This is a genomic window from Streptomyces sp. NPDC043867 (genome assembly GCF_056435845.1).
This window is the reverse complement of record NZ_JBWKDS010000047.1, coordinates 15,796-37,418: the sequence shown is the minus strand read 5'-3', so window position 1 is coordinate 37,418 and position 21,623 is coordinate 15,796. Positions and strand designations below refer to the sequence as shown.

23 protein-coding genes are annotated in these 21,623 nt (G+C 71.1%); 11 read left to right on the top strand and 12 right to left on the bottom strand.

Annotated features, from left to right (window positions below):
- Positions 1 to 378 precede the first annotated feature (378 nt).
- From AC069T_RS33030 to AC069T_RS33020, 3 genes are all read right to left on the bottom strand, one after another.
- Complete coding sequence (locus AC069T_RS33030) at positions 379 to 720, bottom strand: hypothetical protein (protein WP_478786240.1); 342 nt, start codon at positions 718 to 720, stop codon at positions 379 to 381.
- A 349-nt stretch (positions 721 to 1,069) separates the two neighbouring features.
- Positions 1,070 to 1,813: a GntR family transcriptional regulator gene (locus AC069T_RS33025; protein ID WP_478786239.1), complete on the bottom strand. Its 744-nt coding sequence runs from the start codon at positions 1,811 to 1,813 to the stop codon at positions 1,070 to 1,072.
- A 209-nt stretch (positions 1,814 to 2,022) separates the two neighbouring features.
- The gene (locus AC069T_RS33020) at positions 2,023 to 2,334 is read right to left on the bottom strand and encodes a hypothetical protein (protein ID WP_478786238.1); all 312 of its coding nucleotides are present in this window, start codon (positions 2,332 to 2,334) and stop codon (positions 2,023 to 2,025) included.
- A gap of 238 nt (positions 2,335 to 2,572) precedes the next feature.
- Here AC069T_RS33020 and AC069T_RS33015 point away from each other — a divergent pair, with 238 nt between their 5' ends.
- The 3 genes from AC069T_RS33015 to upp all read left to right on the top strand — a co-directional run bounded on the left by AC069T_RS33015 (position 2,573) and on the right by upp (position 4,812).
- Entirely contained in the window at positions 2,573 to 2,770 is a 198-nt protein-coding gene (locus AC069T_RS33015; protein ID WP_478786237.1) for a hypothetical protein, read from the top strand.
- A gap of 442 nt (positions 2,771 to 3,212) precedes the next feature.
- Positions 3,213 to 3,611 (top strand): hypothetical protein, encoded by a 399-nt coding sequence (locus AC069T_RS33010; RefSeq protein WP_478786236.1) that lies wholly within the window; start codon positions 3,213 to 3,215, stop codon positions 3,609 to 3,611.
- Positions 3,612 to 4,176: 565 nt separating this feature from the next.
- Complete coding sequence (upp, locus tag AC069T_RS33005; RefSeq protein ID WP_358852589.1) at positions 4,177 to 4,812, top strand: uracil phosphoribosyltransferase; 636 nt, start codon at positions 4,177 to 4,179, stop codon at positions 4,810 to 4,812.
- A gap of 196 nt (positions 4,813 to 5,008) precedes the next feature.
- Here the strand turns inward: upp and AC069T_RS33000 are convergent, their stop codons facing one another.
- The 6 genes from AC069T_RS33000 to AC069T_RS32975 form a co-directional block, all read right to left on the bottom strand.
- Entirely contained in the window at positions 5,009 to 5,635 is a 627-nt protein-coding gene (locus tag AC069T_RS33000; RefSeq protein ID WP_478786257.1) for a LytR C-terminal domain-containing protein, read from the bottom strand.
- Positions 5,636 to 5,757: 122 nt separating this feature from the next.
- Entirely contained in the window at positions 5,758 to 6,054 is a 297-nt protein-coding gene (locus AC069T_RS32995; protein WP_003999914.1) for a type II toxin-antitoxin system VapB family antitoxin, read from the bottom strand.
- Positions 6,055 to 6,424: 370 nt separating this feature from the next.
- Positions 6,425 to 6,568, bottom strand: coding sequence for a hypothetical protein (locus AC069T_RS32990; protein WP_478786235.1), 144 nt, complete (start codon positions 6,566 to 6,568; stop codon positions 6,425 to 6,427).
- A gap of 69 nt (positions 6,569 to 6,637) precedes the next feature.
- Complete coding sequence (locus tag AC069T_RS32985; protein ID WP_478786234.1) at positions 6,638 to 7,027, bottom strand: hypothetical protein; 390 nt, start codon at positions 7,025 to 7,027, stop codon at positions 6,638 to 6,640.
- Between the two features lie 218 nt (positions 7,028 to 7,245).
- Complete coding sequence (locus AC069T_RS32980; protein ID WP_478786233.1) at positions 7,246 to 7,941, bottom strand: HdeD family acid-resistance protein; 696 nt, start codon at positions 7,939 to 7,941, stop codon at positions 7,246 to 7,248.
- A 232-nt stretch (positions 7,942 to 8,173) separates the two neighbouring features.
- Complete coding sequence (locus AC069T_RS32975) at positions 8,174 to 8,776, bottom strand: HhH-GPD-type base excision DNA repair protein (RefSeq protein WP_478786232.1); 603 nt, start codon at positions 8,774 to 8,776, stop codon at positions 8,174 to 8,176.
- A gap of 165 nt (positions 8,777 to 8,941) precedes the next feature.
- On the opposite strand from AC069T_RS32975, the gene AC069T_RS32970 reads away from it, so the two are divergent.
- From AC069T_RS32970 to AC069T_RS32950, 5 genes are all read left to right on the top strand, one after another.
- Positions 8,942 to 11,224, top strand: coding sequence for a penicillin acylase family protein (locus AC069T_RS32970; protein WP_478786231.1), 2,283 nt, complete (start codon positions 8,942 to 8,944; stop codon positions 11,222 to 11,224).
- The gene (locus tag AC069T_RS32965; RefSeq protein ID WP_478786230.1) at positions 11,214 to 11,840 is read left to right on the top strand and encodes a GNAT family N-acetyltransferase; all 627 of its coding nucleotides are present in this window, start codon (positions 11,214 to 11,216) and stop codon (positions 11,838 to 11,840) included. The genes AC069T_RS32970 and AC069T_RS32965 overlap by 11 nt, the downstream gene beginning before the upstream one ends.
- Before the next feature lie 9 nt (positions 11,841 to 11,849).
- The gene (locus AC069T_RS32960; protein WP_478786229.1) at positions 11,850 to 12,329 is read left to right on the top strand and encodes a cupin domain-containing protein; all 480 of its coding nucleotides are present in this window, start codon (positions 11,850 to 11,852) and stop codon (positions 12,327 to 12,329) included.
- Positions 12,326 to 13,156: an SDR family NAD(P)-dependent oxidoreductase gene (locus AC069T_RS32955; RefSeq protein ID WP_478786228.1), complete on the top strand. Its 831-nt coding sequence runs from the start codon at positions 12,326 to 12,328 to the stop codon at positions 13,154 to 13,156. Before AC069T_RS32960 ends, AC069T_RS32955 begins: the two co-directional genes overlap by 4 nt.
- A gap of 424 nt (positions 13,157 to 13,580) precedes the next feature.
- The gene (locus tag AC069T_RS32950) at positions 13,581 to 15,692 is read left to right on the top strand and encodes a copper resistance CopC/CopD family protein (protein WP_478786256.1); all 2,112 of its coding nucleotides are present in this window, start codon (positions 13,581 to 13,583) and stop codon (positions 15,690 to 15,692) included.
- Positions 15,693 to 15,768: 76 nt separating this feature from the next.
- Here the strand turns inward: AC069T_RS32950 and AC069T_RS32945 are convergent, their stop codons facing one another.
- The 3 genes from AC069T_RS32945 to AC069T_RS32935 all read right to left on the bottom strand — a co-directional run bounded on the left by AC069T_RS32945 (position 15,769) and on the right by AC069T_RS32935 (position 18,161).
- Positions 15,769 to 16,644: a DUF72 domain-containing protein gene (locus tag AC069T_RS32945; protein ID WP_478786227.1), complete on the bottom strand. Its 876-nt coding sequence runs from the start codon at positions 16,642 to 16,644 to the stop codon at positions 15,769 to 15,771.
- Positions 16,645 to 16,935: 291 nt separating this feature from the next.
- Positions 16,936 to 17,820 (bottom strand): SGNH/GDSL hydrolase family protein, encoded by an 885-nt coding sequence (locus AC069T_RS32940; protein ID WP_478786226.1) that lies wholly within the window; start codon positions 17,818 to 17,820, stop codon positions 16,936 to 16,938.
- Between the two features lie 200 nt (positions 17,821 to 18,020).
- Positions 18,021 to 18,161, bottom strand: coding sequence for a hypothetical protein (locus AC069T_RS32935; RefSeq protein ID WP_478786225.1), 141 nt, complete (start codon positions 18,159 to 18,161; stop codon positions 18,021 to 18,023).
- A gap of 431 nt (positions 18,162 to 18,592) precedes the next feature.
- Between AC069T_RS32935 and AC069T_RS32930 the strand changes: the two genes are divergently transcribed.
- The 3 genes from AC069T_RS32930 to AC069T_RS32920 all read left to right on the top strand — a co-directional run bounded on the left by AC069T_RS32930 (position 18,593) and on the right by AC069T_RS32920 (position 21,581).
- Positions 18,593 to 19,081: an amino acid ABC transporter permease gene (locus AC069T_RS32930; protein ID WP_478786224.1), complete on the top strand. Its 489-nt coding sequence runs from the start codon at positions 18,593 to 18,595 to the stop codon at positions 19,079 to 19,081.
- The gene (locus AC069T_RS32925) at positions 19,081 to 21,012 is read left to right on the top strand and encodes an alpha/beta hydrolase (protein WP_478786223.1); all 1,932 of its coding nucleotides are present in this window, start codon (positions 19,081 to 19,083) and stop codon (positions 21,010 to 21,012) included. The genes AC069T_RS32930 and AC069T_RS32925 overlap by 1 nt, the downstream gene beginning before the upstream one ends.
- Before the next feature lie 86 nt (positions 21,013 to 21,098).
- Positions 21,099 to 21,581 carry a hypothetical protein gene (locus AC069T_RS32920; RefSeq protein ID WP_478786222.1) on the top strand — a complete coding sequence of 161 codons (483 nt, stop codon included), beginning with the start codon at positions 21,099 to 21,101 and terminating at the stop codon, positions 21,579 to 21,581.
- The last annotated feature ends 42 nt before the right edge of the window (positions 21,582 to 21,623 follow it).

The window sequence follows — 21,623 nt, the reverse complement described above, 5'->3', positions numbered from 1 at the left end:
AAGAAGACTCCAACCTCCCACAAAACCCCTCCCCCCCCACCCCACTCTCCTCCCCCTTCCCCCCCCCCCCCCCCTCCCGCTCCCCCCCCCCCCCCCCCCCGGGACATCGCCCGCCGCGCCGGGGGTTTCTGCGGGGCAGTCGCGGGGTTGCGCCGGTGATCAAGCTATGCCTTTCGATGCCCTAGCGGGCCTCGAAAGTCGCTTGGTCACGCGCTGCGCGCGTGACGGCCACGCTGGCGCGTGGCGGCGCCCCGTGCGGGCTGCGCCCGCACGGGGCTTCGTGCATGGCCGGGCCCGGCGGCTCCGCGCAAGCGCGGCACCACCGGGCACGGCATCAGACCTGGACGCACGCGCGTCCCGGCCCTGCTCACCTCCTGGTCAGTTGACCCTGTAGGAGAGCTTCGGCCCGCTGAAGTTCGTGATCACATTCCCGACCGGCTCCGCGCCCGAGAGGCACGCCGCGTCGGTGTAGACCGTGATCGACCGGGTGCTGCCCGACGTGTTGATGCCCGACAGAGCGCCCCGGCCGAGCGGAACGCATACGCCCAGGAAGTCGTCCGTCACCGGGGTCGCCTGACCCTGCCCATTCGGGAGGGTGAACAGGGAGCCCACGACCGCCTGCGCGCCGACATCGTCGGCGCTGGCGGCGGGGGCGGTGAAGCCGAGGGCGAGCCCGGCAGCCGAGACTGCCGCGAGTGCGGCGAGCTTCGTTCGTAACATGGTCATTCCCTTCCGTGGGGTCGATTCGGCCGCGCGCCATCGGGCTGGATCGGCGCATATATCTACGGCCGTTTCGGAACGCTTCGAACGTAACGCCGATGTTTCCGGCCCCGCTAGGACTTTCACGCGGGGTTATGCGGTATGTCCTATTCCGGGTGCGTCATATGCCGGGCGATCATGCAAGGGTGCAGGCCGGCTGTTCGAACACGACCGTTATGGCTCGTTGTTGGCGGTTACGCGTGGGGTGTTTCGGCCAGGGGTGGCCGTTGTATGCCGTTGTATGCCCTTGCTACACGCCCGGACGCCCCCGGCTCCGAGGAGGGGAGCCGGGGGCGTCGTGAAGGGGTGGCTAGAGCTTGTATTCGTAGCCGATGGTGGTTTCGGGCGGCAGTACCCATTCGCTGTATTCGATGATCCCGGTGTCGTCGCTCCATTCATGGACCATGGCGAGGATGGGCGCGCCGATGGGGATACCGAGGAAGCTGGCTTCGCGTTGGTTGGCGGGGCGGCCGTGCATGGCGTCGCGGCCTTGGGTGACTTCGCGGCCGGTGGCGTCCTTGATGCGCTTGACGGCGTCGTCGCCCTTGCTGGGATTGGTCGAGAGCAGATCGGGAATCAGCGCGGCGAACTGCGCCGGGTACCAACTCACGGCCAGCGCGATGCGACGTTTGCCTTTGCCGACGTGGAACTGTCGGCGCAGGACTTGATCGCCGGGGTCGAGGTCGAAGAGATCGCTGACATACAGCGGCGGCACGACGAGCGAAGCATCGGTGACGAGCTTGGTTTCGCCCTTGCCGAGGATGCTGCCGGAGCGCTTGACGCGCATCAGCCGTTCATAGCTGGTGGACGCGACCGGTGGGGAGTCGGCGACGAACGTACCGCGCGGTGACGTGCGGATGTAGCCCTCTTCGGCGAGCCAGGTGAGGGCGACGCGCAGCGTCGCGGGGGCAACGTCGTATTGCTTGGCGAGCTCGCGGTTCGCGGGTAGGCGCTGCCCCTCTTCGAGGTCGCCGTCGAGGATCTGTTTGCGGATCTTCTCGGCGATCCGTTCGGACTTTCCCTGCGGCTCGGACGGCTGTTGCGTGGCTGTCATGAATCCACACTCTCACGGGTGCGCTAGTTCACTCAAGGCACTGGCGGAGCGCGCTAGTTCACTGGCATGCTGAGCTAGCACGCCGAGGACGAGAGCCCGAGGGGCACAGCTATGAGACGAGTACGGTGGCGCCGCTGTCGGCATCCGAAACGGTCGGCGTTGGTGGTGGTCAGGGTCGGCACGGGCGGGAGCGTGTTTGCGCGCTGTTGTCAGGGGTGCGCCCGCGCTGCGGTGATGCGGCCGAACGCTCCCGCGTGGTGGCGGGTGTTGGTGGCGGGGGGGTCGTGGTGATGAGCGCTCCCGCAGTAAACCCGGCACCGTCCGACGACGACACGGCGCAGTCCGGTGACGACGTGCCCGAGGTGCCGCAGGAGCCCCAGCAGCAGGAGCCGGAACCGCTGGAGCCGGGGACGCTGGTGGTGGACGAGAGCACCGGCCGGATCGGCGAGGTTATGGACGCTCCATGGAAGCGCCCGCTCGTGTTGCGCCCGCGCGGTGGCGGGCTTGAGTGGTTCGTCCACGGCAAGGTGCACCGGGCGAGCGCCAGCGAGTTGCTGAGCCCGCGCGTAGCTGACGAAAACAGGCGCAGCCGGGGGGCGTTGTGACCGCGATCCCCGAGCGCGCCCGAGCACCCGCAGCGCACCTCCGAGCAGCCCGCCAGCAGCGAGCGGCAGCCGTCCGATTATGGGGCGGTGACGGCGCTTGAGGCGTTGGTTTGCGTCAGCGCGCGGGCAACCGGCGCAGGCGGGAGGCGGGGTCGTGAGCGCGTGCCAGCAGTGCGCGCAGTGGCGCGAGCAGGAGCAGCAGGCGACGGCCGAGCGCAACCACAGCGGGGCGGCTGATTGTCGCGTGTTGGCCGCCCGCCACGCCGAGGCCGGGCACCCCCCACTCGACGCGCAGCCCGACCCGCCCACCCCCGCCAAGACGGGCGCCCGGCCGCGCAAGGTGCGGGCCTAGTGAGCCGCCCCGTCTGTTGCCAATCCATTTCCCCACGGCGGCGGGCGGGGCTCCCCCACGGCGCGCGTGCGCCGGTGCGGGGTTTGAGCGACCTGTAAGCGCTCCGGGGGTCGGGTGGAGCCGCCCCCGGAGCTATGACCATCAGCCACGAGGAACTGACAGCCATGAGCTTCATTATCCAGCTTGCCCGCCGCGTCGGATGCCTGCTCGGGATTACCCGTAGGCCGGGGCGTCACTCGGCCGCGTATCTCGCTTCCGTCCGCACCGCAGCTCCCGCGTATCCCAGGCGGGTTCCGGGGCAGTCGCTGCATCCGCAGTTGGCTGTCCCCCGCCCACCCCGAGAGCCGGTATCAGCGCCGGGCCTGCCGGTATGGGCGGCAGCCGATGACGCGTTGTTGCGACAGGTGTTGGTCGGTCTGGAACGCAGGCTGTAGGCACCGGGATGCCTCTGCCGCTGACGCAGCCGCACCCGGCCGAGGCGCTCACGCCGCCCGAGCGCCGCCAGCGGGACCTAGCCGACCTTGGGCAGCGGTACGGCTGGCCCGCCGACATCGCGCCCAGGTTGATCCAGATCATCCGGGAGTATCCGCACTGGAGCGTCTGGTTTTTCATGCGTGCGACTCCAGACGTTCCGGCTGGGGGTTGTCTGGCGTGGCTGGCCGATCCGTGGATCGGCTACGACCCGCAACTAGTAGCCAGCGATCCGGACGAGTTGGCGCGGTTGGTCGCGGCAGAGGACAAGGTGCGCGAGGACCGATCAGGCCGCTGCTGGATCTGCGGGCATCAGCTCCCCGAGGCGGGAGCCGAGGGGTACTCGGGTGTATGGCTGCCAGCGGATTAGGTCGCACCCGTTCGGGCACGCTGCGCCCTTCTCAGGACAGGCCCCGGCCGGTGTGTTTCCTCCCCACCGGCCGGGGCCGCGCTATGCACGACCCCGGACCCGGACGCGGCGCTATCCCCGCGTAGGTTTCGGGACACACCCAGGAACTGGGCACGGCGTCTGCGGCGCTCGGCTTCCGTCTCCCGCTGCTCCAGGAAGTCGTCGTCCCGCTCCGGCATAGGCACACCACCCCAGGTCCGTCCCTCCCACTTTCCCTCCGACGGGCGGTTTGATGCCAGTGGGAAGGCGGTGCTTCCGGGCGGTGCTTTCGGCAGATGTCCGGATCCCGGTCCGGTTCGGGTGCGGTTCGGGTGCGGGTCCGGATTCCGGTTGGCTCCCTGGTGCGGGTTCCGCTTCCGGTTCCGGTTTCTGTCCGGGCGTGGCGGAGGCGGATGCCGGGGGGAGGCGGTACGGCGCCGTCGGCCGTGTACCGGCGGGTCGTGCGTGGGCCCGCCGTGCGCGGGCGGCTCCCGGGGCGCCGGGCGGGGCGGTGGTGGGCGGGGAAAGCCCGGTTACTGTTGTGGACATGCGTCTCCACGTCGTCGACCACCCCCTGGTCGCCCATAAGCTCACCACGCTGCGCGACCGCCGCACCGACTCCCCGACCTTCCGGCGGCTCGCCGACGAGCTGGTCACCCTGCTCGCCTACGAGGCCACGCGGGACGTGCGCACGGAGCAGGTCGACCTCGTGACTCCCGTCTCCGCCACCACCGGCGTCAAGCTCTCCCACCCGCGTCCGCTGGTCGTGCCGATCCTGCGGGCCGGCCTCGGCATGCTCGACGGCATGGTGCGCCTGCTGCCGACCGCCGAGGTGGGCTTCCTCGGCATGGTGCGCGACGAGCACACGCTCCAGGCGTCCACGTACGCGACCCGCATGCCGGACGACCTCTCGGGCCGGCAGGTCTACGTCCTCGACCCGATGCTGGCCACCGGCGGCACGCTGGTCGCCGCGATCCAGGAGCTCATCAAGCGGGGCGCCGACGACGTCACGGCCGTGGTCCTGCTCGCCGCCCCCGAGGGTGTCGAGGTCATGGAGCGCGACCTGGCGGGCACGCCGGTCACCGTCGTCACGGCGTCGGTCGACGAGCGGCTCAACGAGCACGGCTACATCGTCCCGGGCCTCGGCGACGCCGGCGACCGGATGTACGGCGCCGCGGAGTAGCGCTTCCCCGCTTCCCGCTTCCCCGTTTCCGCGGAACCGGAGACGGGGCTCCGGCGAGGGTCCGGTCCGGGTCGGGTTCCCGTGAAGGCAGGGGCCGCGCTTCTGCGATCACCCGGGATCAGGCTCCCGTGAAGGCCGGGACCGGGCTTCCGCGAAAGCCCGGGTCAGCTTCAGGTTCCCGCGGGAGCCGCGGGCTTCAGCAGGACTTCTTCGTGGCGGCGGGCGCCGGCTCGGGCCTGGCCAGCACGGCCAGGGCCTTTCCGGCGTCCTCCTTGGTCGTCAGCGACGTGAAGCGGTCGCCGATGACGAGGTCGACCTCGGCGGCCTCGCGGCGGCCGTCCGTCTTCACCTCGGCGCCCGAGAGCTGGGTGTTCAGCACCGGCAGCGCGGCGGTGGTCGCGGCCTGCGCGCCGAGCATGATCCCGGGGCCCTCGACCTTCTTGTCGTACGCCTTCTTCGCGTTGCCCACGTCGCCGATGCGGAAGCCGCGCTTCTTCAGCTCGTCCGCGGTCTCCTTGGCGAGGCCGCTGCGGGACGTGGCGTTGAAGACGTTGACGGTGATCGCGCCCGGTTCGGGCAGGGTGCCCGCCGCGGGCGACGCCTTGGGCGAAGGGTGCTTCCGTGACGCGCACGCCGTCTTGGCACCCACCGCCGAGGCCTTGTCGCCGCCACCCGTGAAGACGTCGATGAGCTGCAGTGTTCCCCAGCCGATCAACCCCAGCGCGGCGACCGAGGCGATGACGAGGAACGCAATCCTGCGGCGGCCCCGAGGTCGGCGCATCCGCGGGTACTTGTCCCCCGTGATGCGGTACTGGCGGCCCATGCCCGGGGGAGTCAGCATGCTCATGGGCGCAGCGTAGTGCGACTTGGCGACGATAACTACTAAATGATCATTGGCTTGGGCGAGGTCCAACCCGAAAGGGTCAACCGGGGGTCCCGCGGAGCTCAGTCCAGCTCGAGTACCCGGGCGTGCAGCACCTGGCGCTGCTGGAGCGCGGCGCGGACCGCGCGGTGCAGCCCGTCCTCCAGATACAGGTCGCCCTGCCACTTCACGACATGTGCGAAGAGGTCGCCGTAGAAGGTGGAGTCCTCGGCGAGGAGGGTCTCCAGATCCAGCTGGCCCTTGGTCGTCACGAGCTGATCGAGGCGGACCGGGCGCGGCGCGACGTCCGCCCACTGCCGGGTGCTTTCCCGGCCGTGGTCGGGGTACGGCCGGCCGTTTCCGATGCGCTTGAAGATCACACGGAAAGCCTACCGGTCAAGACCTTCCGGGCGCAGCCATGGCGGTGGAGTACGGCGCTGGAAAAGATCCCGTAAAACTGGGCAAACCGGTAACTGTTCGAGGTTCCCGGGAAGGTGCCGGCGACGCTCGGACCGGCGCGGACCGGGGGAGGGCGCCTGACATGAGGGACCGTGACGCCGGGCCGGCGGTCCTTCGGCGGCGACACCACCCGGGAGGGTGACCGGCGCCCGCACCGGACCTTTGGCGCCGGGTCCGCGCGGGCGTGCGACCAGGCCAGGCCCGCGCGGGCGTGCGACCAGGTGGGGCCCGGGCGGGCGTGCGACCAGGTGGGGCCCGGGCGGCCGTCCGCAGAGAACGGCCGCCCCTCGTTCACCGCCGTCCGTGCTCCTTCGGGGTCGTCCGCTCCCGCTGCCCGTCCGGGCCCCGACGGGCCTCCGTCTTCGTCTTGGGCGCGTTGCGTACGGCCTCCGCACGCAGGAGGGCGTGCAGAACCGCGTAGGGATCGTGGGGCATGGCTGTGTCCTTGTCCTTGGTCTCGTGTGCGCCGGTGAGGGATGCGGAACGGTCCGGGGACCGGGCCTCTCAGCAGCGCAGGACCACACAGCGCAGGACGTGCAGCGCGAGGACGTACGGCGGCGGGGACGGTACGGGGAGAGGGCGGGCGGCGGGGTCCGGGCGCCCGCCCCCGGGGCGGGGTGCGGGCCGCAGCGGGATCACGAGCCGCTGCCCGTGCCGGACGGGCGGCCGCAGGGCCGTGTCGAGTACGTCCTGTTCGAGGCCGCCCGTCTCGGCGGCGACGGCGACGGCGGCGGGCGGCGCGACGAGCGACTCGGGGCGCGCGCCGGCCGCGAGGACCGCGACGACGAGGAGGACGAGGATCCGCAGCCAGGTGCGCAGGGCGGCGGCCGGAGCCGTCGGCGGGGGAGCGACCGGTACGGCCGTCGTGCCCGCCCGGGCGCCCGCCGTGCCCACCCGAGTGGACGGCGGGGCGCCCGCGGGAGTTCCGGCGGGAGCCCCCGTACGAGCCCCGCCCCGCGCGCGTGCGCACCGGCGCAGCGGGTGCGGTGGACGCGGGGTGGGGCTCATGAGAGGTGATGTCCCCCGGCTGGGCGGTGGTTTCACCGGCCGGGCGGCCGGATACGCCCTCTTGGCGTACGGGAGGCCGTCCACGCCGGCCGCCGGGGTGCTCGTCAGAGGGTGCGGGGGACCAGGCGCGCGCGTCCGCGGATCCGGAACGCCGTGACGATCTCCGTGACGCCGACCGCGATGAGCCAGCAGCCACCGACGACGGCCAGCACGGCGACCGATTCGAACGGGGAGACGATCAGCACGATCCCGGCGAGGAAACTGACGATCCCGAGGAAGATCTGCCAGCCGCGCGCGGGCACGGCCGGGTCGGACGCGGCGGCCAGCGTCTGGGTGATCCCGCGGAACAGCCAGCCGATGCCGATCCACAGCGCCAGCAGCAGGATCGACTGCATCGCGCCCCGGAAGCAGAACAGGCCCAGCAGAATGGACACGACGCCGCTGATGAACGCCATGACCCGCAGCGAGGTCGCCGCGTGCGTCCCGAAGGCGGCGACGAGTTGCAGCACCCCGCTGAACACCAGGTAGATCCCGAAGAGCACACCAGCCGCGAACAGGGTCGCCTTCGGCCAGGCCAGCACCAGGATCCCCAGGACCAGTGCGACGACGCCGGCGGCCATCACGGCCTGCCAGGCGGCGCGGGAGAGGAAGTGCAGGGGGCCTTCGAGGGTCTCGGCGCTGTCGGGACGCCGAGGGGTGTCACCCGGGGAGAGGTGCTCGCCGCGCCGGTCCCGGGCGGCGTGGACCCGCCGGTCGTCGTATTCCGGACCCTGTGGGGAGCCTCTGGGTGCCTCGGTCATGTCTCATGCTCCGACCGCCGACGCGCGCCCCGCCACCCGGGACGGTCCGGGCGGCTGACGTCTGGGAGGGGCCGGGCGACCCGGGGTGGTTGCAGTGGCTGACGCCCGGGGTGGTTGCAGTGGCTGACGCCCGGGTGGTCGAGGTGGCTGGCGCCCGGGGCGGGCGGTCAAAGCGACCGGCCCCCCGGGACGGCCGCGGTGACTGAGACCTGCCCGGGGTGTTTCTCCGGGGCTATGCCCCGGTGCTCTTCGTGGACTTCGCGGCCTTCGCCGCCGCCTTCATCTCCTGCTTGTGCGCCCGTACCTTCGTCAGCGACTCGGGGCCGGTGATGTCGGCGACGGACCGGTAGGCCTCCGGCTCCCCGTACGCACCCGCGGCCTCGCGCCAGCCCTCGGGGCGCACGCCGAGCTGCTTGCCCAGCAGGGCGAGGAAGATCTGGGCCTTCTGGGTCCCGAAGCCCGGGAGTTCCTTCAGCCGCCGCAGGAGTTCACCGCCCGTCCCGACGCCCTCCCACACCGCGCTCGCGTCTCCGCCGTAGTGCTCCACGAGGTACTGGCACAGCTGTTGGATCCGCTGGGCCATCGACCCCGGGTAGCGGTGCACGGCGGGCTTCTCGGAGAGCAGCGCGCCGAACGCCTCCGGGTCGTACGCGGCGATCTCGTGCGCGTCGAGGTCGTCCTTCTCCAGCCGCCGGGCGATCGTGTACGGGCCCGCGAACGCCCACTCCATCGGAACCTGCTGGTCCAGCAGCATCCCGACGAGCGCGGCGAGGGCGCTGCGCCCCAGCAGCTCGTCCGCTTCGGGCTGCTGGGCGAGGTGAAGGGTGACGTCCATGCCTCGATGATCGCCCGCACGCGCGCGTGGCGCCTCTCCGGGGCCCAGGGGGAGGGTGCCCCTGCCATGCCCCGGCCCCGTGGTGTCGCCGCCGTCGCACTTCGCGTACGATTCCGCCGCAAATGCAGTTAGGTTAGCCTAACCTCAAATGACGGGGGATGGACTGTGAGCAGCGAGATCTACCGTGATGCCCTGGGGATCCCTCACCTGCGGGCGGACGGCGCACGCGAACTCGCGCACCTCCAGGGCCGGGTCACCGCCGCGGACCGCGCCTGGCAACTGGAGGTCGAGCGGCACCGCGCGCAGGGCACCTCGGCCGCGTTCCTCGGTCCCGACTCCGTCGGCTGGGACCGCTTCGTCCGCCGGGCCCGTGTCGAGGACACCGCCCGGCGCTGTTTCACGGCCCTGGAGGAACAGGATCCGGAGACCGCCGACTGGATCCAGGCCTACGTGGACGGCGTCAACGCCGGCCTGCCGGAAGGCGCCGGCCGCGCCCCGGAGTTCGCGGCCGCACGCCTCGAACCCGGCCGGTGGGAGCCGTGGACCCCGCTGGGCGTCTGGCTGAGCACCCACATCCTTTTCGTGGGCTTCCCCGCCAAGCTGTGGCGCGAGGAGGTCGTACGCCGGCTCGGCGCCGACGCGGTCGGGCTCTTCGCCACCGACGGCCCGGGCACCGTCGGCAGCAACGGCTGGCTCCTCACCGGCGAGCGCACCGTCACTGGCCGGCCCGTCATCGCGGGCGACCCCCACCGTTTCATCGAGGATCCCGGCGTCTACCAGCAGATCCGCCTCGCCTGCCCGGAGTTCGACGTCGTCGGGCTCGCCGTCCCCGGCATCCCCGGCATCGCGCACTTCGCCCACACCGGCACGGTCGCCTGGGCCATCACCAACGCGATGGCCGACTACCAGGACCTCTACCGCGAACGTCTGCGGCGCACCCCCTCGGGCGTCGAGGCCCTCGACCCGGACGGCGTGTGGCGTCCGGCGTCCTGCCACGTCGAGACCGTCGAGGTGGCGGGGGGAGAGCCGGTGGAGGTCGAGGTGGTCGAGACGCGACGGGGGCCGGTGGTCATCGGGGGCCCGGGCGGCCCCGGGACCGGGACGGGGACCGGGACCGGGACCGTAGAGACGGTCACGGGGGTGGCCTCCGACGCCGACCAGTCACCCGGCGCCAACGAGTTCGTCGGTGCCGAAGAGCCCTCCGGCGCCGAAGAGCCCCCCGGCGCCGAAGGCGTCGCCGGTTTCGCGGATGCCATCAGCCTCCGTTACCCGCCCCGCGTGACCCACGATCTCGGTTTCGGCGCGCTTCTTCCGCTCCTGCGGGCCCGCCGGGTCGCCGACGTGGACCGCGCCCTCGACCGGTGGGCCGAACCCGTGAACGTCGTGCAGGCCGCCGACACCGAGGGCGGCCTGCTGCACCGGGTCGCCGGAAAGGTGCCGGTGCGCGGCGCGGACAACCGCACACGGGTCGTGCCCGCCTGGGAGCCCGGCCACGAGTGGCGGGGCTGGCACGAGATGCCGCGCGGCACCGTCGACGACGGCCTCGCCGTCATGGCCAACCAGCGCGGCCCGGCGTCCCCGCTGGGCACCGAGTTCGCCGCGCCGCACCGCGCCCGCCGCATCCGCGCCCTGCTGACCGCCCGCAAGGAGTGGTCAGCCCCGGACATGGCGGCCGTCCACACGGACACACACCTCGCCTCTGCGGCCCCGCTGCTGGAGCGCCTCGCCGCGCTCGACGAGGACACCCTGAGTCCGCGGGCCGCCGCCGTACGGGCCCGGCTCCTGTCCTGGGACCGGCACATGGACGCCGACAGCACCGGCGCGGCGGCCTACGCGGCGGTGCGCGGTGCGGTCGTACGACGGCTGGCGGCGCACCCAGCCCTCGCGTGCCTGACCGATCCGCCCGCGTACCCGGAGGTCTTCCGCCCCTGGCTCTCCCTCACCGTCCGCGTCGGCTACGCCCTGCAAAACCTCCTCACCGCACGGGAGTTGTACGGCATCGACCGTGCCGCGATCGTCCGGGAGGCGTTGGAGGAGACCGCCGCCGAAACAGCCGGTACGCCCGGCACCGGCACCGAGGTCGGAGCCGGCATGGGCACCGCCACCGGCACCCGGGACACCACCTGGGGTGACACCCACCGCCTGGCCGCGTGGCGGGCGCTTCCCACCGGCCCGGACGACGAACCGGCCTTGTCCGGCGACCACGACTGCGTGCTGTGCACCTCGGCCGTGCCCGGCGTCACGGACCGCGCCGCGCGCGGGCCCGCCGCCCGTTACGTCTGGGACCTCGCGCACCGCGAGGACAGCCTCTGGGTCGTCCCCCTCGGCGCCTCGGGTGTCCCGGGCACGCCCCACCACCGTGACCAACTCCCCCTGTGGCTCAGGGGAGAACTCGCCCCGGTCGTGACCGACTGGGACCGCCTGACGAAGGAGAACGATGACCACTGAGCCGTACGGGGCCACCCGCGAAGCCGTCCACGAGCAGCGGATCGACGGCTTCGGCACCGTCCGTGTCCTGCCCCTGGATCCGCACGCCGACCTGGACGTCGTGCACGCCTGGGTGACGGAGGAGCGGGCCGCGTTCTGGGGCATGACCGGCTTCACCGCGGAGCAGGTCCTGGAGACGTACGTCCATCTGGACTCGCTCGACACCCACCACGCCTTCCTCGCGGTCAAGGACGGCGAACCGGCCGCGCTGCTGCAGACGTACGAGCCGGCCGCCGACCGGGTCGCCGAGTGCTACGACGTCGAACCGGGCGACATCGGCATGCACGTGCTGATCGCCCCCGCAGGCCCGGACGGCGGCCGGGCGGGCTTCTCCGACGGGCTGCTGGCCGCCTTCACCTCGTACGCGCTGACCGGCCTGGACCGCACGCGGATCGTGATCGACCCCGACGAACGCAACGAGAAGGCCATCGGCCGGTTCCTGCGCAACGGCTTCGAGCCCGGACCGCTGGTCGTCCTGCCCGAGATCGACCTCCCCGAAGTCCACTTGCCGGAGAAGCGCGCCCGACTCGCCTTCCTCACCAGGGAGGCGGCCTCCGGCGCGGTCCTGGCTCAGTAGCCTGGCCGCATGACGCCCGAAGACCTCGTCAGGCACTACGGCCTGGAGCCGATCCCCCGCGAGGGCGGTCGCTTCCGGCGGACCTGGGCGGGCCCCCAGCGGCCCGACGGCCGCCCCGAGGGAACCGCGATCGTCGCCCTGTTCACCTCGGCGCCCGACGACTTCTCGGCCCTGCACCGGCTGCCCGCGGACGAGATCTGGCACTTCTACCTCGGCGACCCGCTGGAGATGCTGCTGCTTTCCCCGGACGGCAGCACGCGCACGCCTGTCCTCGGGCCCGACGTGCTCGGCGGCCGGCACCCGCAGTTCACCGTCCCCGCGGGCACCTGGATGGGCGCCCGGGTCGCCGGGGACGGCGCCTGGTCGTTCCTCGGCTGCACGATGGCGCCCGGCTTCACCTACGAGGGCTATGAGCACGGGGACCCGGCCGAACTGACCGCCCGCTACCCCGCCGAGGCGGCGCGGATCACCGCGCTGTGCCGTCCGTGAGCGCGACGACCGGCGACGCCGTACCGCCCGCGCACCCCGCGGCCGACCTGCTCGCGGGCCAGGTGGCCCTCGTGACCGGCGCCGCCGGCGGGATCGGCAGAGGCATCGCGCTGCGGTTCGCCCGGGCCGGGGCGGCGGTCGCGGTGCACCACCGGACGCGGGACGCGGGCGAAGTGATCGCCCGGCTGAGGGACTTGGGGGCCGAGGCCATCGCACTGCGGGCCGACCTCACGGACGAGGACGCCTGCCGGCGGCTGGTCCGCGCGGCGGCGGAATGGGGCAGGGGCCTGCCGTCCCGCACCGGCACGGCACCCGGCGGACTGACCGCCCTGGTCAACAACGCGGGCGTACAGCCCACCCAGGCACTGCCCGGCATGTCCGCGGCCGACTGGAAGGCCGTCGTCGACACCAACCTGTCCAGCGTCTTCGCGTGCACGCAGGCGGCGGCGGAGCTGATGGGCGCGGCCGGCGGCGGCACGATCACCCACATCGCCTCCATCGAGGCCGCCCACCCCGCGCCCCTCCACGCCCACTACTCCGCCTCCAAGGCGGCCGTCGTCATGCACGCCCGCTCCGCGGCCCTGGAGTACGGACCGCACGGCATCCGCGTCAACTCCGTCTCGCCCGGCCTCATCGACCGCGACGGCCTGGCCGAGGCCTGGCCCGAGGGAGTACGGCGCTGGCGGCGGGCGGCGCCCACCGGGAGGCTGGGCCGCCCGGAGGACGTCGGCGACGCCTGCGTGTTCCTGGCCTCGCCGCTGGCGTCGTGGATCACGGGCCACGACCTGGTGGTGGACGGCGGAGTGTCGGCCCGCCCCACGTGGTGAACACGGACCGCCCCGTCCCCGTACGGGATGAGGGCGGATCTCGGTGAACGGTGAGCGCCGGACCGCGCGCGTCCGTATGCAGAGGCGTCGCAGGTGTCCCAGCCAGGAAGACCGGCACACCCCGGACACAGGGACATCCGGGCACAGGGGCACAAAAGGCACAGGGACGCAGGGACACACGAAGACATGAACGACCCGGATGCCCGGCCGTCGGACACCGGAGGCCGGACGCCGGATACGGAGACGTGACGTGGGCGTACGGCGAGAAGTACGGCGAGCGCGAGGACGCGAGGGCGGACGGGACGGAGCGCGGTACGCGGCACGGGGCGCCGCGCACGGCGACGCGCGCGGCGGGCGGTCCGCCGCAGGGCGGGGACGGGACGGCGGGCGCCGCGGCGGGCGAGTCCTTCGCGGCGCCCGCCTGGTGCTGCTGGGCGCCGTACTGCTCCTGCTCCTCCTCGGCGGGGCGGGCCCCGCGTCCGCGCACGCCGCCCTCCGTGACGCCGACCCCCGGGACGGAAAGGTCCTCAAATCCGCCCCGCGCCACGTCACCCTGACCTTCACCGAGTCGGTCGGGCTGCTCGACGACTCCTTCCGGGTGCTCGACCCCGACAACCGGCGCGTCCACACCGGCGAGCCGCGGCACGCGGACGGTCGTTCCGAAACGGCCCGCGTGAGCCTGCCGCGCGATCTGGGCACCGGCACCTTCACCGTCGCCTGGCGCGTCGTCTCGGCGGACAGCCACCCCGTCTCCGGGGCGTTCACCTTCTCCGTCGGCGCGCCCTCGGCGACCAGTGCCGTCCTGTCGTCCGACGGTGCCGGTGACACCGTCGCCGGCACGCTCTACGACGTCTTCCGGTACGTGGCGTACGCGGCGGTCGCCCTGCTCGTCGGGACGGCCGCGTTCACCGCGGTCACCGGCTTCGGGGCGCTGCGGGGGCTGCTTCTGGCCGGCTGGTGGAGCCTGTTCGCGGCCACGGTCGCCCTGCTGCTGCTCCGCGGCCCGTACGAGCGCGGGAGCGGCCCGGCGACCGCGTTCGACCCGTCCGTCCTGGCCGCCACGCTGACGAGCCGGCCCGGGGTGGCGCTGCTGGCCCGCCTGGTGCTGCTGGCCGGCGTGGCACTGCTTCCGCTGCTTCCGCTGCTTCCCCCGCGGACAGCCGGCCGGGACGCGCCCGTGGCCGGGCCCAGGACGACCGGGCCCGGGAGGGGCCTGCTGGTAGTGGCAGGGTCCGGGAGGGGCCCGCAGGTCGTGGCCGGGCTGCTCGCCGTGGGCCTCGCGTCGACCTGGGCCGCCGCCGAGCACGCCTCCGCGGGCATCCAGGTCCCCGTGGCGATGGCCTCGGCCGTCCTGCACCTGCTGGCGATGTCGGTCTGGCTGGGCGGGCTCGCCGCGCTGCTGACCGCCCTCCACCGGTCCCCGGAAGCCCTCCCCGCACCGGCCGTGGCCCGCTTCTCCCGCCTGGCCTTCGCGGCGGTGTCCGTCCTGGTCGCCACCGGCGTCTACCAGTCCTGGCGCGGCCTCGGCTCCTGGGACGCCCTCACCACCACGTCGTACGGCAGGATCCTGACGGCCAAACTGGCGGCGGTTCTGCTGGTGCTGGCGGCGGCGGCCTGGTCGCGCCGCTGGACGGGGCGCCTGGTGACGGCGGGGAGCGGGACGGCGACGGGCGAGTACGCGGTGCCCGCGGGCCGCCGGGCGGAGGTGGTCCGGACGCGCGTACCGGAGCCCGTGGGAGCCCGCTCGCACGGCGACGCCGACGGAGACGGCGGCCCGGGCACTGCGACCGCCCCTGCCAGCGCTGACGCCGACGGCGCCCCCGATGGCGACGGCGGTCCGGGCACTGTCACCGGCGGTACCGATGCCGACTCCGACGGGGACACCGAGCCGAACTCCGACGATGGGCCACGTGACCCGGACGACCCGGCCGACGACCGGGGACCCACCCCGGACCCGGACCTGAATCCGGGCCCGGGCCCCACCCCGGACCCGGACCCGGCCGGTCCGGCCGCGGTGGCCGGCCAGAGTCTCGCCCCGGCCGAGGCGCCGCACCGCCGTGCCCTGCGCCGCTCCGTCCTCGCGGAGGTCACCGTGGGCATCGTGGTCCTGGTGATCACCACGGTGCTCACCGGCACCCAGCCGGGCCGGGCCGAGGCGGAGACGACGCCGTCGGCCGCGGAGGCCGCGGGGCAGCCCGCCGACACCAGCACCCTGATCCCCTTCGACGTCGGTACGCCGGGCGGCCACGGCAAGGTCCAGATCGACCTGGGACCGGGCCGAGTGGGTGAGAACACGGTCCAGGCCGTGGTCTTCGGACCCGACGGAGGGATCGCCACCGTCCCCGAACTGCGCCTCAGTTTCACGCTGACCGAGCAGAAGATCGGCCCGCTGGACGCCGAACTCACGAATCGGGGCGGCTATTGGGGCACGGACAGTGTCAACCTCCCCCTCCCCGGCACCTGGACGATGAAGGTGACGGTCCGCACGACGGACATCGACCAGGTCACGGTGTCGAAAACCGTGCGGATCGGCTAGCGGCCGGAGCCGAGGCCCACCAAGCGGTGTGTGATGAACCGGGCAGCAAGGAGACCCAGGTTCACCACACACCCACTCACCGCACGGTGAGCCCCTCCACGACGAGCAGCTGCCGCATGGCCTCCGCGGCACGGACGGCGGCGTCGGCACAGCAGTTGTTGAACAGCACGTGGACGCGCTTGGCGTGCTCGGCCATACGAACCACCCGGGGCGCCCACTCGGCGAGCTCAGCGTCGGTGTACTCGTGGCGGAAGCGGTCCTCCTTGCTGCCGGTTCCCCACGCCTCGTTCCGCCCGTGCAAGCGGACGACGGCCAGCTCGGACGAGGTGACCGGCGTGACGGGCGGGACGGAGGTGCGCAGCGTCTGCACCATGTCCACGGCGACGGCACTCATCCCGAGCCCCGTGAGCAGGTCGGCGGTCCTGGAGTACAGCCCCTCCTGCCACCACCCGGGATGCCGGAACTCCACGGCGAGGGGCCACCCGGCCGTACGCGCCGCGCACTCCCGGAGAAACGCCGCCGACCGTGCCCCGGGCGCGAACCACGGCGGGAACTGGAACAGCACGGTCCCCAGCCGGTCCGTACGCCGCAAGGGTTCGAGCGCGGACGCGAACCGTGCCCACACCTCGTCGAGCACCCCGGCGTCCGGCACGCCTCGCCCGATCCGCCCCCGCAGGTCGACGGGGAGCGCGCCCTCCCGCGTCGGATGCCCGGTGAGCAGCGAGAACGCCTTCACGTCGAACACGAACCCGTCCGGCGTCCGCTCGCTCCACAGCAGACTGTTCCGCTCACTGGGCAACGCGTAATAACTGGAGTCGACCTCCACGACGGGGAACTGCCCGGCGTAATGCCGCAGCCGCCCCTCCGCGTCCCGCCACCCCGAGGGATACCAGCCACTGGCCACCAGGGCCCGATCCGTCCACGAACACGCCCCCACCAGAATCTCAGCCATGGACCAGCGGCTACCCACCAGATCCCACTACGGACACCGAACCGGAACGGACACCAGATGAACCACTCCGCCGCACCCAGGGCCCCCGAGGACCCTTCCGGCGGCGACGGCGACGGCGACGGCGCCGGCGCCGGAGGCGGTGGCTGATCGCCGTGATGGGCGCCGTGCTGACCTTGGCCGCCGCCGTGACCGCGGCGGAATTGCGGACGCGGACGTTCTGCGCCAGGGCTGAGCGGAACGCCAGGGCGGCCCGCGCCGAACGGCACGGGCCGCCCCTTGTCCCCGTACTGCCTACGGCTTGAGGATCTGGTCCAAGGTCGCGACCGCCATCAACAACTGGCCGTACGTGTTGGGATGGGCCGCCATGGAGCCCGCGCCCGGAGTCAGGGACTCGATGTAGCGGCGCTGGCGAGGCTGGCACATGTCGTACCCGATGGTGGCCTTGTAGGTGTCCGCGTAGGAGACGCCGGTGCCACCGCCGGCGGCCCTACGGGCCAGAGCTCGGTTGAGCTTCAGTGTCGTGTCCCGCAGGAAGGCGAAGTCCTGCTGGGCGAACGGAACTTCGGCGCAGCCCACGCCGCTGTCGGGGAAGAGGGCCGGGTATCCGACCACGACGATCTTCGCGTCCGGGCTGCGCCGCCTGATGTCGGTGATCACATCGCGGACGCGGCCCTCCATCGTGTTGATGCGCTCACCGAGCACGTCCTTGCCGGTGGTGAAGTACTTCTTGCACGGACTGCCGTTCGGATCCGAGGACTTCACCAGCGCACAGGTGGTGAGCACGCTGGTGAAGCCGACGTCGTTGCCTCCGATGGTCAGGGTGACCAGCTTGGTATCCGGCGTCAGCGCGTTGATCTGCGGCGGCTTGGACCCCTGGGCGTTCCAGATGCTGCGCGTCGTGGCGCCGCTGCACGTGACGTCCTTGAACGCCCGGTTCTCACCCGCGGACGAACCAGCGACGATGGAGGGGTAGCTGCCCGTGGTGCGGTCGCACTCGGCGTCCTTCACGTCCCGGAGGCCGGCTCCCGAGGCGTATGAATCGCCCATGGCCACGTAGTTCGGGCCGTCGGTGGCGGCCTGGGTCGGCGCCGCGAGCGAGAAGAGGCTCGCTCCTGCCACGGCGGTCACCGCGGTTGCCCGGCACATGCCGGACAGCCGCCTTGAGTTCTGCGTCATCACGCCCCTGAAAGAATCGGTGGTTGGACGGGCCGGGTGTCGCGGTCGCGGTTCCGGCGCAGACGGAAACCGTGAGGGCTCCCGCCTCCGGAGTCCTCGGCTCGGCCGGGTGCGTTGCACCAGGTTGTGTGCCCCGGCATCAAAGGCTCCTTCGATGGACCACAACGTGGGTTCCGGTACGACGGTTCACCCGACGCGGGTCAGCATCTGGCTGCCACAGGAGGCGACACCGACCAGGTGTGCTTGGCCGGCGCGTCGGCCGTGTCGACGATGACCAGAGTGACGGTGCCGGTGTTCCGGCACGTGACGTACTTGCCGAACTGATTGCTCGTGAAGGTCACGGAGCAGTCGCTCACTGGAAGTGCCAATGACGTCGTCGTCGGTGACGGAAGCAACTCTCGCGAGATAGCTGCGGTCCCGTATCTTCGCGGAGTCCTGGCGTCACCACGGCGTGAAGTTGGCTGAAGGCCGACTCCGGCGCGCGTCTGGCCACTCCACTGCTGCCATGCCCCAACTGTCGCGGGGGCGGCAGTCGACGAGAGCGGGCTGTCGACGTGCGCAGAGGTCGTTCTGTGAATGTCCGATGCGTGACGGTGGTTCGGCTGTCCCCTGAACCGGGGCGGTGTCGCAATGTCACCCCGTTGTGGTCGCTGTGACAGCAGGACAGGTCCGTAGGCATGAGTAGGAGTACTCAGTCGCTCTGGCAGATCGCACGGATACATTGCGTTGCGACCACGAGATAACGTCCGCAACAGCAGGCTCAGGCAGCGCTGTGGAGTCATACAACGGGGAGGGATCGCTGGTGGCGTGGGACGAGTGGGAACAGATCAAGGCCGCGGCGGCCGAGCGCCACCCCACTCAGATGCAGCTCAACCAGTTGCCGGCTGACCAGGGCGGCAGCGCTCCCACGGGGGCGTCGAAGCCCGGATCGGATGACGGCTGGGGCACCTTGCGGCACTCGAACGAGCCGTGGACCCACGCGGCAGGCACAGCGGACGATCTGAGGATCAGCACCGAGTCCACGAGGAAGAGTCTGCAGTCCGGCCATGCGGGCGTGTCGACGGGGGCTGAGGGCCTGGCGAGCCTGGGTGCGTTGAAGACGGTACTCACCTCCTGGGAGAAGCGGCTGGAGGCGGTACGGGACGAGTGCGAGTCGCTGCAGCCCAAGCTGCGCGCCGTCGCCAAGGACATGGGTGAGTACGACAGTGCTGCTGCTGCCAAGGCGCGCGCTGTGCACGTCTCGGAAGGGGACGGACGCTAGTGACCTCGGCGTTAACCTGGCAGCAGTTGCGGGACCTGAAGCTGTCGGAGCTGGACGAGGCGGCCGACGGATGGGCCGAGGTGTCGCACTACGCGGATGCCTCGGCCGAGCGCGTGGATGCCGAGATGGCCGGCAAGTTGTCCAAGACGCAAGAGAGCGAGTCGGCGACGGCGGCCGTCCGGCGGCTTCAGCGACTGAGCCGCAACTTCCGCTACATCCAGGCCGAGTGCGGACTGATCCGCTCCTCGGTGAACGGTCTCGCCTCCGAACTCGGAGCTCCTCAGCGGCGGCTGAAGGACGCGCTGGACGACGCCATCGCTCTGTCGTACACGGTGAACAAGGACGGGAGCATCGGGTACCCCGGTGGCGGTAAGAACGAGATGACCGGGGAGAAGATCCCCGGCGGCTCGGCAGTGGGCAACAACGGCATGCTCACGCCGGGCAACAACGGCCTCTACCCACCGAGCGACAAGGGGCTGTACACGCCCGGCACCGGCCCCGGGACGCCTGGCTTGATCAACCCCAACCCTAATCAAGCCAAGGCGCAGGACATCGCCGACCGCATCGCCCACGCCCTGCGCGAGGCCCGGGAGGTCGACGAACGTTACCGGCAGGCGCTAAGCAGGCTCAAAGCAGGTCCCGGGCTGAAAGTCGACGCGAAGACCTGGGCCGACGCTGCCGCCGACGTCAAGGCCGTGGGCGAGGCCGCAACGGAATACCTGAAGGACGACATCCCTCTCGACAGGTCCCCTGCCACGCGCAAGGACTGGTGGGACAGCCTCACGCAGGAGCAGCGCGAGGAGTATTTGGCGGTCTACCCGGACGTGATCGGGAACCTGGACGGCATCCCTGCGACCGTGCGGGACGAGGCCAATCGGGAGAACATCCAGCTCCTCATCGGCAAACTCTCGGGGCAGGATGACGAGGAGTCGAAGACGATGTTGGACGGGCTGAAGGGGATTCAGGAGAAACTACAGGAACCAAGTGTGCCCCCGATGTATCTCCTTGGTGTCGGAGACGAAGGAAACGGCCGTGCGATCGTTTCCTATGGGAATCCCGACACGGCGAAGAACGTCTCGGCTTATGTCCCTGGGCTCTCAACGAAGCTGGATGGTGAGTTCGTCGGCGGCACGATGAAACGAGCCCAGGATACTGCTCTTGGTGCCAGGGAAGCCGACCCTCACAGCTCAACCGCATCGATCGTCTGGCTCGGTTACGACGCGCCCCAGGTCTCTCCCACTGACCTCGCCGCTAACACGGACGTCATGTTCAGGGAAAATGCCGAAGCCGGAGCACCGGCATACAACAGCTTCATGGCAGGAATCTCGGCGACGAACGAGAACGAGGATCCGCATATCACGGCCATCGGGCACTCATACGGTTCCCTCACCGTCGGCCTGGCAGCTCAGGAGAAGGGTGGGGTCCCCGGAGCCGACGACATCGTCCTCGTCGGTAGCCCGGGCACTGGTGCAGAGACCGCCGACGACCTGAACGTCGGCAAGCATCACGTATTCGTCGGCGCGGCAGACAACGACATCGTCACCAAGCTCCCTAATCACAATGAAGCCAGTGGCATGGGAGCCGGCGCTGCTGGGGGCGGATCGGCAGGTCTTGTATTGGGATTGGGGATGGGTGGCCCCGCAGGCGGAGTCGTTGGTGGTGCAGCCGGTACCGTCGTGGGTGGCATTGCCGGCTATATGGCTCAGGACCAGCAGACGGACCCTAGTCAGATCTGGTTCGGAACCGATCCGGCGAACAAGGAGTTCGGGGCCACTCGCTTCTTGGTCGACGATGGCCCTCCTGTGGCCGAGGGTGGGTTTGACGCACACTCGCACTATTTCACCCCCGCAAAGGATCAGATGTCAGCCGACAATATTGCCAAAATCGTGGTTGGGAAGTCCGACGAAATCGCCTTGGAGCAGCCGCGATGAGAGGCGTCAGCGTAACGCTCCTGGTAGGAATACTACTTTTGACAGGATGCGGAACTTCGGAGCAGTCGACTGAAGGGAAGCCGAAGATGAACATGCAAGAAGCGGCGGAACACGCCGACAAGATCTTGGATGGGACTTTTGCTGCCATCAAGCCTGCCGTCCACTGGACCCACGGGGAATCCACCGAGGGCAGCTGTGATGTGTCTCGGCGTCGCGCAGTGATGACCGTCATCTCCCCGGAACGCAAGGGTAGTTTCCTCGGGGTGGTGGAGCGCTATTGGAAGGCCGAGGGGTACCGACAGCTTGGTGTGAACCGAAGCATCAAGAGCCCTGCGACGTACTTCGAGACACCCGACCAGTTCCGTGTGCGTCTCCTCATCGGAGGCAACGGCCAAGCCTTCTTCGAGGTGGCTACACCGTGTGTCACCAAGTCCTCGGTGTCGCCGCCGACAGCCGAGACGGTCGGCCCCAATTACGCGGGTGGATCGATCCCGGACCCCGACGTCCGATCGGATTTCTGGTCATCAACCACCCCGATCCCTTCTTCGTCACCGAGCGAAAAGAACTGAGTGCACAGCGCACAGTCACTTCGTATGTGTCTCCGTCGGACG